The organism is Jeotgalibacillus proteolyticus (assembly GCF_002926065.1).
GTDB classification, from domain to species: Bacteria; Bacillota; Bacilli; order Bacillales; family Jeotgalibacillaceae; genus Jeotgalibacillus; species Jeotgalibacillus proteolyticus.
This window is the reverse complement of sequence record NZ_PREZ01000001.1, coordinates 473,547-488,591: the sequence shown is the minus strand read 5'-3', so window position 1 is coordinate 488,591 and position 15,045 is coordinate 473,547. Positions and strand designations below refer to the sequence as shown.

Here is a 15,045-nt window from a genome sequence, read left to right as displayed (position 1 = left end):
TTTTTCGTTATTCATCTTTGTATTGCATATAAACTGTATGTGTCACGAGAAAATCATTCAGCCCGTTTTTTCCGTCAGCCCCGCCTAATCCGGATTTGCGAAGCCCAGCATGGTATCCCTGCATCGCTTCAAAATTCTCACGGTTAACAAATGTCTCTCCAAACTTAAGTCCATTAACGGCTTTCATAGCCTCATGATAATTCTCTGTATAAATAGAGGAGGAAAGCCCATATTCTGTATCGTTGCTTAACTCAATCGCTTCTTCGATCGTTTTATAGGTCACTACTGGAATAACAGGACCAAAAATTTCTTCTTTTACAACTGTCATTGTTTGTTTGGCATTTGCAATGAGGGTCGGCTCGTAAAAGTAGCCTTTTTCGCGGTCAACAGGCTTCCCGCCATAGGCGATTTCGGCTCCTTCTTCTTTCGCCTTCTCTACCATTGAGTGGATCGTATCCAGTCTGTCTTGACTGATTAGCGGTCCAAGATCCAAATTCTGTTCTTCATTTGGATTTCCTGCTCTAGCTTTTTCCATTGCGTTTTTCATTTTTTGGGTAAATTCTTCAGCGATGCTTTCCTGAACATAAACACGCTCTGCATTCGTACAGGCCTGCCCTGAATTGGTCAGCCTGGAGGTCATAATATGTTTCACCGCCAAATCAAGATCGGCATTTTCTGTAACGATCGCTGGTGCTTTCCCTCCAAGTTCAAGGTTTACCTTTGTGATATTTTGTGCAGCAGCTTCCATTACTTTGGTGCCTGCTCCTACGCTGCCTGTCATTGTAATGATCGCTACTTTAGGATGGGAGGCAAGAGCATTTCCTAAGGTTGAGCCTGTACCCGTCAGCAGATTATAGGTTCCTTTAGGAAGTCCGTCTATTTCATGCACCAGTCTGGTGAATTCAACTGCGGTATTTGGCGTTTGCTGACTCGGCTTAAGTACAATCGAACAGCCTGCGATCAAGGCAGTAGCTACTTTTCTTGCTAAAATAAATACGGGAAAGTTCCAGGGGACAATGCCTGCTACCACACCGATTGGTTTTTTATAGATTAAAATATTTTCATTCGGCCGGTCGCTTGGAACGATTTCACCTTCAATTCTTCTTCCCCATTCTGACATATAATAAAAATACTCAATGGCTGTATCAATTTCGTCAGCAGCCTGGTCCTGCGGTTTTCCCTGTTCTTCTATAAGAAGATCGATGAATTTCTCTCTGTTTTCCTGAATTTTGTCTCCAAGCTTCCGAACAATTTTTCCTCTTTCGTTTGAAGGAACTTTTTCCCATTCTTTTTGTGCTTCAAATGCTGCATTTACCGCTTTTTCTACATCCTCTTCAGTGCCTTTAGGCGTGCGGGAAATTACCTCCTCTGTCGAGGGATTAATTATGTCAATCCATTCGTTTGAGGTTGATTCTACATATTCTCCGTTAATATACAATTGGTGCTGATTCATAATAAAATCCTCCTAATTGTGGAATACTCCATGTTTTCCACGATCAGGAGGATAAAAACATTCATTTACATATACATTAAAAAATTGCAGGCTCAACCGTTATCTCAACGTTCCCTTTTAGTGCTCTTGTGATCATGCAGCTTTCCTCTGCTTTATACATATAACGTTCCACACGCTTTTTTATCTCAGGCGAGTTTTCAACCGTGATCTTAGGACGGTGAACAATTCGTTTATACGTAATGACTCCTTTTTCAACCTCAACAAAACCTTCTGATTCAAGCTCCATGTCCTTTGTTTTAATACCTGCGCGTTCAAGCATAGCGGCAAGAGTAATGATATAACAGGTGCCTGCAGCTCCTAAAAGCATTTCGTCAGGGTTCGTTCCAATCCCGGGCCCGTCCATTTCAGGAGGTATAGAAATCTTTGTATTTAGATTTTTTGTTTCAATTGTCCCGACGTTATTGCGTCCGCCCGGCCAATTTGCTTTTAAAAAGAATGAATGGATCGCCATCGTTATTCTTCCTTTCTAAACATGATGTACTGTTATAAGTGTAACACTTTTTAAAAAAATGAAGCATTTCTGTGCTTTTGAAAGGAAAAATAGAAAGACTATTATGCTACAATTACCGTTAAGAATCCTGATTTAAAAGGAGTTTATACCATTATGGATAAAAAAGAAAAAATTCTTGTGGTGGAAGACGAGGAAAAAATAGCCCGCGTACTCGAGTTGGAGCTTGAATATGAAGGCTACTTGGTGAAAAAAGCAATGAGCGGCTATGAGGCGCTGGAGAAGTACCGAAGTGAAAAATGGGATTTGATTTTACTTGATATCATGCTTCCTGAAATGTCCGGTGTAGAGATATTAAGAAGAATTCGCAGCGATGATCGGGAAGTGCCTGTTATCCTGCTAACGGCTAAGGATTCAGTAGAGGATAAGGTTTCAGGCCTTGATCTTGGTGCAAATGATTATGTAACAAAGCCTTTTCAGATTGAAGAACTACTTGCGAGAATACGGGCTGCACTGAGACATTCCGCTGGTTTAAAGCAGGATGAACAAGATGAAGAATGGTTAAAGGTGAAGGATTTATTTTTAAATGAAAAAACGAGGGAAGTCAAAAGAGCTGAAAGACAAATTGAATTGACTCCAAGAGAATTCGATTTGCTTGTTTATTTAATGAAAAATCATCGCCAGGTGCTGAACAGGGAGCAAATATTAAATGCTGTCTGGGGGTTTGATTATTTTGGTGATACAAATGTGGTTGATGTTTATATCAGGTACTTGAGGAAAAAAGTAGACGGCATTGGCACAGATCTGCTGATTCATACAATTAGAGGAGTAGGCTACGTTTTGAGGGAAGGAAAATGAAGCTTCAAAATAAAATACATCTTTATACCTCTGCTGTGTTTGCTGCTCTTTTAGCCGTAATTAGTATATCTATTTATCTTTTGTTTTCTAATTTAACTTATTCAAGTGCTCTGGAGTCCGCTCAGTTGACTGCTAAAGGAAGCATTCCGGGGGTTAATCAGACAGTCGGACTCATTACTGATACTGAACTTCTTAGAATATTTGTGCCGCCAAATGGTGCCATGAAGATTATTACAGATGCCGGCGAGTCAATCGGATCGGCAAACTCAATGGGACAAAACCATTTAAGCGAAACACCGGATCGGTTTTATCAGGAAGAAAGAGTAGAAATCATACGCATTGAGGGAGAGAGGTATACTTTTGTCTCTATGCCAAATCCCTGGGTAGATGGAACCGTTATTAATATTCAGTATATAGAAAGCCTTGAGGCGGAAAAAAATAATTTGCAGGTGCTTAGAAATGTGTTAATTATCGTGACGTTAATAGGGATGATCCCAGTTATTTTATCTGCCAGAGTGCTAAGTAATTTAGTCATAAAACCGATTACCTCAATGATTTCCACGATGAAGGAAATTCAAGATAGCGGTGAGTTTAAACGGCTTCCTCTTGAGAATAAATCAAAGGATGAATTATATGAAATGGGTAATACCTTTAATTTAATGATGGATTTACTGGAAACAAACTTTGACAAACAGGATCAGTTTATATCAAATGCATCCCACGAATTAAAGACGCCATTAACAGTAATTGAAAGCTATGCAAATTTATTAAAGAGAAGAGGATTTGAGCAAAAGGAGCTTGCAAATGAATCAATTGAAGCCATTCATTCAGAGGCGATCAGAATGAAGGAGCTGACACAGCAGCTTCTGCTGCTTGCTAGGCAGGGAGAAAACTGGAATTTACAGCTGGAAGAAGTAATGATAGAAAAAATGACAAAGGATTCTATAAAAGCATTTCAAAACGCTTCCGAGCATGAAATTGAGTTTTTGGTTAAAGAAAAAGTAAAGACAATTGCAGATAAACAAAAGCTTAGACAGCTTCTTTATATTTTTCTTGATAATGCTCACAAGTACAGCGATGAAAAAATTACGGTGGTTGTTGGAAGAAATGGGGAAGAAGGGTATATTCGAATTGAAGACAGAGGCCAGGGAATCCCAAAGGAAGATCTTCCAAAGGTTTTTGACCGTTTTTACCGTGTAGACAAAGCACGTAACAGAAAATCAGGGGGATCAGGTCTCGGCCTTTCTCTTGCAAAAGAGCTGGCAGCTGCCATTCAGGCAAGAATTACCTTGGACAGTCTTGAAGGGGTCGGGACGATTGCAACCATTTATCTTCCGTTAAAAAAAGATGAAGCAGCAGGGTAACCTCGCACGGTTTTTGATCGGAATACTTATACAAAATAAATTTTTAATGAAGCTTTTTCTCATAGAATTCTCATATTCATCCTGTAAGCTTAAGGTAACTTTAAAAAGAGGTGATAAAAGTGACAAAACAACGGATACTCTGGATGAGCGGCGGGGCGCTATTGGCTGTTATTCTTTTTTTCATCGGAACTCAGCTTCTAACAAGCATACAGGCTGCAGAACCTTTAACAGAAGAGGGTGCAAGCGAAATGGTGCTTGAAAGATATCCGGATGGAGACATTAAAGTACTCAGCCGCCAAAGCTCAGGTTATACAGTGGAATTTGAAATTTCATCAGGACTTTATGAAATGAAAATAAATAAAGATACCGGGGAAATCGAGTCCCTGAAAGTAATTGAAAATACAGCAGAGCAAGGCGGCTCAACTACTGTAGATGAAACACCTTCAAAGGATGAGATCCTTACTGAAGATGAGGTGAAAGAAATTGCAGCAAAGCATTCAAACGGAGAACTTACATCCTTTGAAATGGTTCAAAAGCAGAACTCGGCAGCCTATGAAGCAGTAATTAAAGATAATGATAAAGTTGTCACCCTGCTAATTGACCCATCGTCAGGAGAAATAATTTCAGAAACGACAGAGATAACAGAAGCCAAAAATCCGGTTCCAATAACCGAAGATAAAGCAAAAGAGATTGCTTTAACAGAGGTAACAGGTACAGTTGATGATGTGGAACTAGAGCAGTCAGAAGAAGGTTTTTACTTTCTGGTGGAAATTGAAACAGGAGACGACAGAGAAGCAATTGTTCAGATCAATGCCATTTCAGGAAATGTAATGTCTACTACCTGGGATGATTAACTAGAAAAAGTCCGGCCATCACAAAATAGTGTGGCTGGACTCTTCTGTTTCTAAAGGTAAAGCAATTTTTATTGAGGTTCCTATATGAAGTTCACTGCTAATTTCTATAAAGCCGCCATGGGACTGGAGGATTTTATTTGAAATCATCATTCCAAGCCCAGTGCCGTTTTCTTTCGTTGAAAAAAACGGCTCTCCTATCCTTTGTAGGATTTCAGGAGGAATTCCCTTTCCGCTGTCAGAAATACTCACTGAAAGGTAAGAGGCATTATGATAAATAATTTTCTTTACGTCCAAACGGATAATTCCACCTTCAGGCATCGCTTCAGCAGCATTTTTAAATACATTCAGCATTACCTGTTTTAACTGGTTCTCATCACAGTTTATAGGAATGTTCTGTTCTTCCCAGTGCTGGTCAATCTGTATGTTTTGCAGATGGAGTTCTGATTCAAAAAGGAATACTGTTTCTTTAATAAGGTCATCGATTAAAACTTTTTTATACACAATTGCCTGTGGCTTTGAGAGAACTAAAAACTCACTGATAATTAAGTTTATCCGTTTTAATTCTGATTGCATGACCTTTGTATAGGATTGGTAAGGATTGGACGGATCTTCATTCATCATCTGGATAAAGCCGGAGATAACGGTCAGCGGGTTTCTGATTTCATGTGTAACCCCTGCTGCCATCTCTCCTGCCAGCGATAATTTTTCTGATTGGATCAAACGGCGTTCGGTTTCTTTTTTATAGGTTACATCCCGTATAATTGCTGACATCGCGATAACCTGCCCTTGTTCATCAAGTATTGGAGAGAGTGTGATCTCAACATCGATTAGCGAGCCATCTTTCTTAAGGTCCTGAGTATGCAAAGAAGGGATTCGTCCGCCGTTCAGAATTTTAATCGTTCTGACTTCGGCTTCCTTTCTTCTGGATTCCGGAATGATCGGAAGGATGTTTCCGATCGCTTCCTTTCTTGTCCAGCCGTAGATTTTCTCAAAAGCAGGGTTCACTTCAATGACCCTTTGATCTAAATCGAAAACGATAATGGCATCCTGGGCAAATTCAAATAATAGATCCTGATAGCTGTTTTTAGAATGCAGAGCTTTTTTGGCCTTTTTTTCGCTTTCCTGAAACGAGCGGTTAATCCGTTGAATATACGAAGCATGAAACAGCAGATAGACTGTCAGCAGCAGGCAAAAAAGCAAGAGATAGATTAGATCCCCCTCATTAAGGTTGGTCAGAATGGCTAAGTAATACTGTGAAAAGAAATAAGCAATGAATATAGACGTCGCGATACCCGAAAAAACAATGATGCGTTTTTTTACGTAAAGAGACGCTACAACGATGCCAAAATAAAAGAACAAAATATTAACCAGGTGAGGGTAGCTCCAATTGTAATAAAAGATATAGCAATAGGTCCCGGCTACTATAACCCACATGGCAGCAGGGGCAGAGGGAAGTTTCCAGACAAGAATTGTTATGGCAGCAATGATAAATAACCCGTAAGGCGGACTTGAGAATAATAATTTCTGTTCAGTAACGACAAATGAGATGTAGTGAAGTGAATAAGCAATCCACAATATTTTAATTAGCAGTTTATTTTTCTCTGTAATAAATTGTTTATCCACCTGGAAACCCCATTCTATATGTTCACGCTCTTTAAACGGTATAATTTTTACTTGATTTACGCTAAAACTCTCGTAATTATAGTACACTATAGTATAGTGTAAACGAAACTTGTCTTGAACTAAAGGAGAGTTTTATAATGACGGATAGCAATACAAAACAAACCATACAAATCATTAAGGATTTGGTTAAAATTCCAAGTCCTTCTGGAAATACTTCCAAGGTGATCAGCTTTGTTCAAAACTGGCTTGGGGAAAGAGGGATACCCTCAAGCAAAAATAATAAAGGAAGTTTGTTTGTTACTGTAGAGGGAAAAAATAAATCAAAGCACAGAGTCCTCACAGCACATGTGGATACACTTGGCGCAATGGTGAAGGAAATAAAGCCGAGCGGCCGTTTAAAGCTTTCAATGATTGGCGGTTTTAAGTGGAATGCAGTAGAAGGTGAATATTGTAAAATCGAAACAAGTGATGGTAAGATCGTTACAGGAACCATCCTGCTGCACCAGTCGTCGGTTCATGTTTATAAGGAGGCAGGCACTGCCCCGAGAGATGAATCAAATATAGAAGTGCGTCTTGATGAAGTCGTTCATTCAGCAGAAGACACCCGAACGCTCGGTATAGAGGTTGGGGACTTTGTGTCGTTCGACCCGAGAGTTGAAATAACAGCAAGCGGCTTTATTAAATCGAGGCATTTAGATGATAAGGCAAGTGTGGGGATGCTGATGAATGTACTGGATAAAATTCATTCAGGCAAAGAATCTCTTCCATATACCACTCATTTTATTATTGCAAATAATGAAGAAATCGGGTACGGCGGCAACTCAAATATTCCTGAAGAAACAGTGGAATATATTGCTGTTGATATGGGGGCATTGGGAGATGGACAGGCCTCTGATGAATTTACGGTTTCAATTTGCGCGAAGGACAGTTCCGGCCCCTATCATTATGGCCTTAGAAAACATTTAACAGAGCTTGCAAAGAAACATCATATCGCGTACAAAGTTGACATATATCCTTATTATGGATCTGACGCTTCAGCAGCGATTAAAGCAGGTTTTGATATTAAGCATGGTCTGATCGGAGCAGGAATTGATGCCTCACACGCCACTGAAAGAACACATGAATCATCGATATATCATACTGAATCCCTTATTTACCAGTATATTAATTCTGATTTGTCAGATTAATCAGGCGATTGCCAGTTAATAGATTCTAGGAAAATTGCGAGGAAAAATGAATGAATACTATTGATCTTTTTAAATTACTAAAACTAAAAACAATTTTTGGTGAGCTGCCTCAGACCGTGGATTACATTGAAGCAGATTCACGTAACGTGAAACCAAACTCAATCTTTTTCTGTATTAAAGGCCACACAACGGATGGCCATGATTTTGCACAGCGTGCCGTGGAAAGCGGAGCAACTGTTATTGTGGCTGAAAAAAATCTTGATATTGACTTGGAAAAAGCTGCGCTTGTGGTTGTGAGTAATACTTCTAGAGCTCTGGCTTTTGCTGCTAACCGCTTTTATCAGTATCCTTCAAAAGAAATGAATGTTATTGGGGTAACAGGAACAAACGGAAAAACATCCGTGACCAATCTGATCCATCAGCTGATTAAAAGAGGGGGAGAACATTCAGCTCTTTCAGGCACCATCGGATTTGATCTGGACGGGACCTTATTTGAAAGTGCCAATACCACCAGTGATATCCTGACAACTCAGCGAATGCTTGTGCAGGCAAAAGAAGCACAAATACAAAATATGATCTTTGAGGTTTCTTCTCATGGTTTAGTAGAAGGCCGGCTTTGGGGAGTAGATTTTGATGTTGTTACTTTTACAAATCTGAGTCATGATCACCTTGATTTTCATGGAACAATGGAAAACTACGGCTATGCGAAGGGTCTGCTGTTTTCTCAGCTGGGGCAGGATTTATCCAAGCCTAAATTTGCCGTTTTAAATCTTGATGATGAGTGGTATTCACAATATGCTGCAATGACACCTTTTGAAGTAATTAGCTACAGCATGGAGCAAAAGGCTGATTTTTGGGCCGCTGATATTAGATACCTGGATGATCGGACATTGTTCCGTCTTGAATCTCCAGAAGGATCTTTTGAAGTGGAAACACAGCTGCTTGGCACCTTTAATGTATCTAATGTCCTGGCTGCCATTGCAAGTTTATATGCAAAGGGAGAAAGCGTGGCGTCACTTGTCGAGCGCTTAAGAGAGATTCCTCCTGTATCCGGAAGAATGGAGAGAGTACATACGAGTGCCCCGTTATCTATTTATATTGATTATGCACACACACCTGATGCGATTGAGAAAGCGATTCAATCGGTTTTACCATTTAAGAAAAACCGTGTGCTTTTCTTAGTTGGAACAGGCGGTAACCGCGATAAATCGAAACGTCCGACCATGGCTGAAAAAGCTTCACTCGCGGATTATGTAGTGTTAACGACCGATGATCCCCGCTACGAAAGCTATGACAGTATCGTTAATGATTTGGGAAAAGGCATGACGCATGAGAATTTTGCTTTAATCGGGGACCGTGAAAAGGCGGTTAGGCATTTAATGGGGATAGCGGAGCCTGGTGATATTATTATATTTGCTGGTAAAGGTCATGAGGATTATCAAATTATTGAAAATGTTAAATATCCGCACAGTGACCGTGAAATTGCGTTGGAAGTAATTTCTGAGCGGTTTTAATTAAACCTAATAGAAGAAGAGCCGGCCATAATGGCCGGCTCTTCTATTTATTCTTTTAAAAAAAGAACATTCCTGCAATAGAAGCAGAAAGCATCGATGCTAAAGCACCTGCAATAACAGCACGGATTCCAAGTCGTGCGATATCCGGACGGCGTTCAGGAGCAAGATTGCCAAGACCTCCAAGCAAAATAGCCAATGAAGAAATATTGGCAAAGCCGCAAAGAGCAAAGGTAACAACTGCGACCGTTTTATCAGATAGCTGATCCATCATTGGAGCAAAATTTGCATAAGCAACAAACTCGTTTAACACCAATTTCTGGCCGATAAAGTTTCCGGCTTGAATCGCTTCGTTCCATGGGATTCCAATGGCAAAAGCGAGCGGAGCAAAGATGTATCCAAGAATTAATTCGATTGAGAGATTATTAAAGCCGAAAAATCCTCCAATTCCTCCAAGAATACCGTTAAGCATGGCAATCAGTGCAATAAAAGCAATCAGCATAGCACCGACATTCAGCACAAGCTGAAGACCTGTACTTGCACCTTTGGCAGCTGCGTCTACTACATTTGTAGCATCGTTATCTGCTGCCATTTGTAAATCCTCAGGGTCCGGGCTATCGTCTGTATCAGGGAAAAATAATTTTGCCATAATCAGTCCGGCTGGTGCTGCCATAAAACTTGCAGCTAACAAATATTCCAGCGGAACACCAAGCTGTGAATAGCCAATTAACACGGAGCCCGCTACAGAAGCAAGACCACCCGTCATAACGGCAAATAACTGCGAATTATTCATACTTGATATATACGGCTTAACAACTAGAGGAGCTTCTGTCTGCCCGACAAAGATATTTGCAGCAGCAGACATAGATTCTGCTTTTCTGGTTCCAAGAAGCCAGGAAAGTCCTCCTCCTAGGAACTTAATAACAATCTGCATAATCTTTAAATAATAGAGAACAGATATTAAAGAAGAAAAGAAAATGATGATACAAAGTACATTAATAGCAAAGACCATTCCGCCATCAGCTTCATAGCCAAACCCGCCAAGAACAAAACTAATTCCTTCATTGGCATAAGCAATAATATTATTAACCCCAAAGGTTAACATTTGTAATGCCTTGCGCCCAGGATCTGTTACCAGAACTAAAAATGCAAAGGTAAGCTGTATGGCAAGACCAACAAGTATCGGCCTCCACTTTATTGACCTCTTATTATTGGATAAAGCAAAGCCGATTCCGAGAACAACTAAAATCCCGAATAATCCCCAGAGAATATTTAACATGGTGTACCTCTCCATTCTTCTTTATAACTTGTCAAAACACCACCCTCATTCTACAATGCAAATGCAAGCGTTTCAATAATAGTCACAAAATAGTCGAATTAATGTCAGAGGTCTGACAACAGGAGGAATAATTGCCATGAAAATCAGAAACAGTATTAACGGTAATAAGGAAAGAAAAGTTTTTATCCATGAAAATAAAAGAGAAGAATCTGTTCTTGTTGCGATTCCTTCATTAAATTGGTCCATCTTATTTTCATATGATGAATTTGGAGAAGGGCTTGCTGATAAAATGAAAAAAACACTTGGACAGAAGGCTGACCAAGAGGAAGCAGAAGAGCTTGTACAACGCATACTTCAATGGACAAGAGAAATGTAAGGCTTCTTTTTAAAAAACTACTCCTGAAAGTAAAAAATCCTTCTTCTGTTTACAGAAGAAGGATTTAGCTTATTTTAGTTCATATTTAATTTTCGCAGGTATAAAAATGCGCCTGCTCCACTAATGATAGAAAAAGCAACTAAATAGGGAAGAAGTGAAGACGTTTGATTCGCCGTACCACCCATACCTGTGTTCGGCATTTCTGACGGCATTGAATGAGTGCCTGGTGCTGTTACAACAAGAGCCTCAATTGAATCTAGGCTATTCACTGCATAGACACTGTAAGTTGTACCTTCCTCTAAAGCTGTACCTGAAAGGTCTAACACCTGATCTCCTTCTGCTGTACGCACTTCGAGATCATATGTGCCTCCTTCTAATTCAGCGAAGTCTGTTACACCAGGGAAAGCCGCTCCGCTAAATACGGCGTCTCCATCAATCAGTCCAACATCAACTGCAGGTGCATCAGGAGAGAAGTGACCAGCTCGGACTTTTGTCATTCCGTCACCAAGCGTCAGGTCATCTTCAGTAAGAGAAAGATCAATGTCATCAAGAAAATTTACTGCTGCAGCCGTATAATAGGTTCCTGCTTCAACCGTTAACACAGCAGACAAGACTGCGGTTTCTGTATCTCCTGAAGGAAAGATCTCAACCTCGTGATCACCGGCAGGAAGTGCAAGATAATCTGTGAATGCCTTAAATTCAGCTCCTTCGACAACCGCTTCACCGTTGACATAAACATCTACTGCAGGTGCATCAGGGGAAGCATGAATTACTCTTACCCAGCCTTCATCGCCATGATCGTCTGCAAATGCAGCTCCGCCAAGGATTCCCAACATTAAAACCGCAGATAAGATTGAAGCAAATAACTTTTTCAACTAAGTCACTCTCCTTTTAATTTTGTATGCACAGCTAATGTGTACAATTTATTTATAATATTTGAACAACTTTTGTTCAAGTTTGAATGTGCTAAGTTGAAAATTTCTTGGCCCATTAATATAACTGCTCCTGGAGATGAAAATAAATTGATGAATTATTGGAATGTACATTTGCATTCCATAGTAGGAAGCACTATCATTTAATAGGGACAGTTTATAGAACGAGAGGAATAGTAAAATGACTACTTTAAAAAATGAAGTTTCGTCCAGAAGGACGTTTGCAATTATATCCCACCCGGATGCCGGGAAAACAACGCTGACAGAACAGCTTCTTTTATTCGGAGGAGCGATTCGGTCAGCAGGGACAGTAAAAGGGAAAAAAACAGGTAAATATGCAACGTCAGATTGGATGGAGATTGAAAAGCAGCGGGGGATTTCTGTAACTTCATCTGTTATGCAATTTGATTATGACAACAAGCGGGTAAATATCCTTGATACTCCAGGGCACCAGGACTTCAGTGAAGATACCTACCGTACGCTAATGGCGGTTGACAGTGCAGTCATGATTATAGATGCTGCAAAGGGTATTGAAGCACAAACGCTAAAACTATTTAAAGTTTGTAAAATGAGAGGAATCCCAATTTTTACATTCGTGAACAAGCTTGACCGCCAGGGAAGAGAGCCCCTTGAAATTATGGAGGAGCTTGAAGAGGTTTTGGGCATTGAATCCTACGCCATGAACTGGCCAATTGGAATGGGGAAAGAATTCTTAGGAATATACGACCGTCATAATAGAAGAATCGAGCAGTTTAGAGTAGAAGATCAGGAGCGATTTTTGCCGCTTAATGAAGACGGAGAGCTTGAAGGTGAATACGCTATTAAACAATCAGGTCTTTACGATCAGGCACTTGAGGACATCATGCTGTTGGATGAAGCAGGCAATCAATTCACAGAAGAAAGGCTTGCAAGCGGGGACATTACACCTGTATTTTTTGGCTCAGCGTTAACAAATTTTGGTGTGCAGACGTTTCTTGAGACTTATCTTCAGTTCGCCCCTTCGCCTCAGCCAAGACAGTCTGACGCTGGTGCAATTGATCCTGAAAACGAAGAATTCTCCGGGTTCGTATTTAAAATCCAGGCAAACATGAACCCTGCTCATCGCGATAGAATCGCTTTTCTCCGTATTTGCTCAGGGAAATTTGAAAGAGGCATGACAGTTCAGCTTGCCCGAACAGGAAAAACGATTAAGTTATCTTCATCTACTTCCTTTTTAGCAGATGACCGAAATACAGTTGATCAGGCAGTCAGCGGTGATATCATCGGAATTTATGACACCGGAAATTATCAGATCGGGGACACGATCACAGAAAGCAAAAAGAGCTTTCAATTTGAAAAGCTTCCACAATTTACACCAGAGCTGTTTATGCGCGTGACGGCTAAAAATGTCATGAAGCAAAAGCATTTCCATAAAGGGATTAATCAGCTTGTTCAAGAAGGTGCAATACAGCTTTATAAAACACTTCGAACGGAAGATGTTATTTTAGGTGCTGTTGGTCAGCTGCAATTTGAAGTTTTTGAACACAGAATGAAAAATGAATATAATGTTGACGTAATGATGGAAAATATAGGGTCAAAAATTGCACGATGGGTAGAGAATGAAGGGGACATTAAAGATTCGATGTCTTCAAGCAGAAGCATGCTTGTAAAAGATCGTCATGATCGATTAGTGTTCCTTTTTGAAAATGATTTTGCGATGCGATGGTTTTCTGATAAGCATCCTGGAATTAAGCTCTTTAGCTTACTGTAGGAGATTTGTTGCAAAGCGAGACATAATTATAAACAAGTATTTATTCGTAAAAACGATGACAATAGTATAAATAGCGTGAGGTGCAGGGCACCTTGTAGAGAGGCTGAGACATCCTGTTGTCGCAGCCTCTTTACTTAATTTAAAAACTAATTAAATAATAAATTCCATATTTGTTTATAATCGATTATGATAGTAATAGAACTATTTAACTATTTTAAAAGGGGGTAAAGAGGATGAATGAACTATGCGAGTATTGTGGAATTTCTATTCAGATTCCAGAATCAGGTACTATAAAGGTGGAAAATATGTTACATAAAGATATTCATCAATTTAATAATAAGCTGGATGTGACAAATGGAGTCATCAATTATACATACGAAACCCTGGCTGAAGTGGAAAAGCTGTCGGAATGGCTACTCTCACTCAGTACATCCTTTAGCACAGCAAAAACCATTATTTCGTCCGGGAATCAAACCATTTCTTCGGTTTCTTTGGATAAATTTACAGAGCAAATACGCAATAAAGAAATTATTGACTTTATTCAAAAAGGGGAACTAGTCAGCTATCTTCAGCCGATTGTCGGTACAAAAACCGGTGAAGTATACGCGTATGAATCACTTCTCAGGGCGAAGGATCCTGCTATGCAGATTTCACCTTATGAATTATTTGAAACAGCCAGAAAGACCGGTCTTCATTCGCTGTTGGATAAAAGAGCAAGAGAAGAAGCCATTAAGGCAAAAAAGAGAAAAATTAAACCTGGTACAAAGTGTTTTATTAATTTTTTGCCTTCTACGATTTACAATCCGGAGTTTTGCTTAAAGCATACATTTAATACGGTAAAGAAATATGAGGTCGCACCTGAAGATCTGGTGTTCGAAGTAGTTGAAACTGAGAAGATACTGGATGTAGACCATTTGAAATCGGTTTTCAAAACCTATAAAAGGGAAGGAATTAAAGTTGCATTAGATGATGTCGGTGCAGGCTTTTCAACAATTGAAATGCTTAAGCTTCTTGAGCCTGATTATGTGAAAATCGACCGTTCTTTTGTCACTTTTTGCGATCAGGATGAAGAAAAATCTTCTTTTCTATCTGAGGTATCTCATATCTCTCAAAATCTTGGCATAAAAGTTCTTGCAGAGGGAATTGAGCGCAAGGAAGAATTAGAGGTATGCAGTCAGGTTGGAATCGATTTATGCCAGGGGTATCTTTTTGGAAAGCCTGCAGAAAAAGCGGTAGAGCCAGACTGTAAAACAATTGTTGGATAAATAATAAGATTAGTTTTCTGAGCTGTTGATTTCCCTGTAAAATATGCTATTATAAGTAATGTCGCTTTAGTGCTTAAAAGCGTTT

At 39.7% G+C, this 15,045-nt stretch carries 13 protein-coding genes; 8 read left to right on the top strand and 5 right to left on the bottom strand.

Annotated elements, in window-relative coordinates:
* Positions 1-7 precede the first annotated feature (7 nt).
* Together aldA and C4B60_RS02485 are read right to left on the bottom strand one after the other, a co-directional pair.
* Positions 8-1,453, bottom strand: a complete 1,446-nt coding sequence (gene aldA, locus C4B60_RS02490) for an aldehyde dehydrogenase (protein ID WP_104056399.1) — start codon at positions 1,451-1,453, stop codon at positions 8-10.
* 76 nt (positions 1,454-1,529) lie between these two features.
* On the bottom strand, positions 1,530-1,964 hold the full coding sequence (locus tag C4B60_RS02485; protein WP_104056397.1) for an SACOL1771 family peroxiredoxin: 435 nt from the start codon (positions 1,962-1,964) through the stop codon (positions 1,530-1,532).
* A gap of 153 nt (positions 1,965-2,117) precedes the next feature.
* Here C4B60_RS02485 and C4B60_RS02480 point away from each other — a divergent pair, with 153 nt between their 5' ends.
* The 3 genes from C4B60_RS02480 (at position 2,118) to C4B60_RS02470 (ending at position 5,037) form a co-directional block, all read left to right on the top strand.
* A complete protein-coding gene (locus C4B60_RS02480) occupies positions 2,118-2,819 on the top strand; it encodes a response regulator transcription factor (protein ID WP_104056395.1) in 702 nt (233 codons plus the stop codon).
* Positions 2,816-4,183, top strand: a complete 1,368-nt coding sequence (locus C4B60_RS02475) for a sensor histidine kinase (RefSeq protein ID WP_104056393.1) — start codon at positions 2,816-2,818, stop codon at positions 4,181-4,183. Before C4B60_RS02480 ends, C4B60_RS02475 begins: the two co-directional genes overlap by 4 nt.
* Positions 4,184-4,302: 119 nt before the next feature.
* A complete protein-coding gene (locus tag C4B60_RS02470) occupies positions 4,303-5,037 on the top strand; it encodes a PepSY domain-containing protein (protein WP_104056391.1) in 735 nt (244 codons plus the stop codon).
* Positions 5,038-5,055: 18 nt separating this feature from the next.
* Here the strand turns inward: C4B60_RS02470 and C4B60_RS02465 are convergent, their stop codons facing one another.
* Positions 5,056-6,660: a two-component system sensor histidine kinase NtrB gene (locus C4B60_RS02465; RefSeq protein WP_104056390.1), complete on the bottom strand. Its 1,605-nt coding sequence runs from the start codon at positions 6,658-6,660 to the stop codon at positions 5,056-5,058.
* Positions 6,661-6,797: 137 nt separating this feature from the next.
* Between C4B60_RS02465 and C4B60_RS02460 the strand changes: the two genes are divergently transcribed.
* Both C4B60_RS02460 and C4B60_RS02455 read left to right on the top strand, forming a co-directional pair.
* Complete coding sequence (locus C4B60_RS02460; protein ID WP_104056388.1) at positions 6,798-7,847, top strand: M42 family metallopeptidase; 1,050 nt, start codon at positions 6,798-6,800, stop codon at positions 7,845-7,847.
* Positions 7,848-7,897: 50 nt separating this feature from the next.
* Positions 7,898-9,361, top strand: a complete 1,464-nt coding sequence (locus tag C4B60_RS02455; protein ID WP_104056386.1) for a UDP-N-acetylmuramoyl-L-alanyl-D-glutamate--2,6-diaminopimelate ligase — start codon at positions 7,898-7,900, stop codon at positions 9,359-9,361.
* Between the two features lie 55 nt (positions 9,362-9,416).
* Here the strand turns inward: C4B60_RS02455 and C4B60_RS02450 are convergent, their stop codons facing one another.
* The gene (locus tag C4B60_RS02450) at positions 9,417-10,637 is read right to left on the bottom strand and encodes a NupC/NupG family nucleoside CNT transporter (protein WP_104056384.1); all 1,221 of its coding nucleotides are present in this window, start codon (positions 10,635-10,637) and stop codon (positions 9,417-9,419) included.
* Positions 10,638-10,773: 136 nt separating this feature from the next.
* On the opposite strand from C4B60_RS02450, the gene C4B60_RS02445 reads away from it, so the two are divergent.
* Positions 10,774-11,013, top strand: coding sequence for a YueH family protein (locus C4B60_RS02445; RefSeq protein WP_104056382.1), 240 nt, complete (start codon positions 10,774-10,776; stop codon positions 11,011-11,013).
* Between the two features lie 74 nt (positions 11,014-11,087).
* Here C4B60_RS02445 and C4B60_RS02440 read toward each other — a convergent pair whose 3' ends face one another.
* Entirely contained in the window at positions 11,088-11,888 is an 801-nt protein-coding gene (locus tag C4B60_RS02440; RefSeq protein ID WP_104056380.1) for a DUF4397 domain-containing protein, read from the bottom strand.
* A gap of 238 nt (positions 11,889-12,126) precedes the next feature.
* Between C4B60_RS02440 and C4B60_RS02435 the strand changes: the two genes are divergently transcribed.
* Both C4B60_RS02435 and C4B60_RS02430 read left to right on the top strand, forming a co-directional pair.
* Positions 12,127-13,695: a peptide chain release factor 3 gene (locus C4B60_RS02435; protein ID WP_104056378.1), complete on the top strand. Its 1,569-nt coding sequence runs from the start codon at positions 12,127-12,129 to the stop codon at positions 13,693-13,695.
* Positions 13,696-13,928: 233 nt separating this feature from the next.
* Entirely contained in the window at positions 13,929-14,960 is a 1,032-nt protein-coding gene (locus C4B60_RS02430; protein WP_104056377.1) for an EAL domain-containing protein, read from the top strand.
* Positions 14,961-15,045: the final 85 nt, after the last annotated feature.

Excerpts from the sequence above, each read along its gene's own strand:
- aldA (WP_104056399.1), bottom strand. The coding sequence starts at position 1,453 with ATGAATCAGCACCAATTGTATATTAACGGAGAATATGTAGAATCAACC.
- C4B60_RS02485 (WP_104056397.1), bottom strand. The coding sequence starts at position 1,964 with ATGGCGATCCATTCATTCTTTTTAAAAGCAAATTGGCCGGGCGGACGC.
- C4B60_RS02480 (WP_104056395.1), top strand. The coding sequence starts at position 2,118 with ATGGATAAAAAAGAAAAAATTCTTGTGGTGGAAGACGAGGAAAAAATA.
- C4B60_RS02475 (WP_104056393.1), top strand. The coding sequence starts at position 2,816 with ATGAAGCTTCAAAATAAAATACATCTTTATACCTCTGCTGTGTTTGCT.
- C4B60_RS02460 (WP_104056388.1), top strand. The coding sequence starts at position 6,798 with ATGACGGATAGCAATACAAAACAAACCATACAAATCATTAAGGATTTG.
- C4B60_RS02455 (WP_104056386.1), top strand. The coding sequence starts at position 7,898 with ATGAATACTATTGATCTTTTTAAATTACTAAAACTAAAAACAATTTTT.
- C4B60_RS02450 (WP_104056384.1), bottom strand. The coding sequence starts at position 10,637 with ATGTTAAATATTCTCTGGGGATTATTCGGGATTTTAGTTGTTCTCGGA.
- C4B60_RS02445 (WP_104056382.1), top strand. The coding sequence starts at position 10,774 with ATGAAAATCAGAAACAGTATTAACGGTAATAAGGAAAGAAAAGTTTTT.
- C4B60_RS02435 (WP_104056378.1), top strand. The coding sequence starts at position 12,127 with ATGACTACTTTAAAAAATGAAGTTTCGTCCAGAAGGACGTTTGCAATT.
- C4B60_RS02430 (WP_104056377.1), top strand. The coding sequence starts at position 13,929 with ATGAATGAACTATGCGAGTATTGTGGAATTTCTATTCAGATTCCAGAA.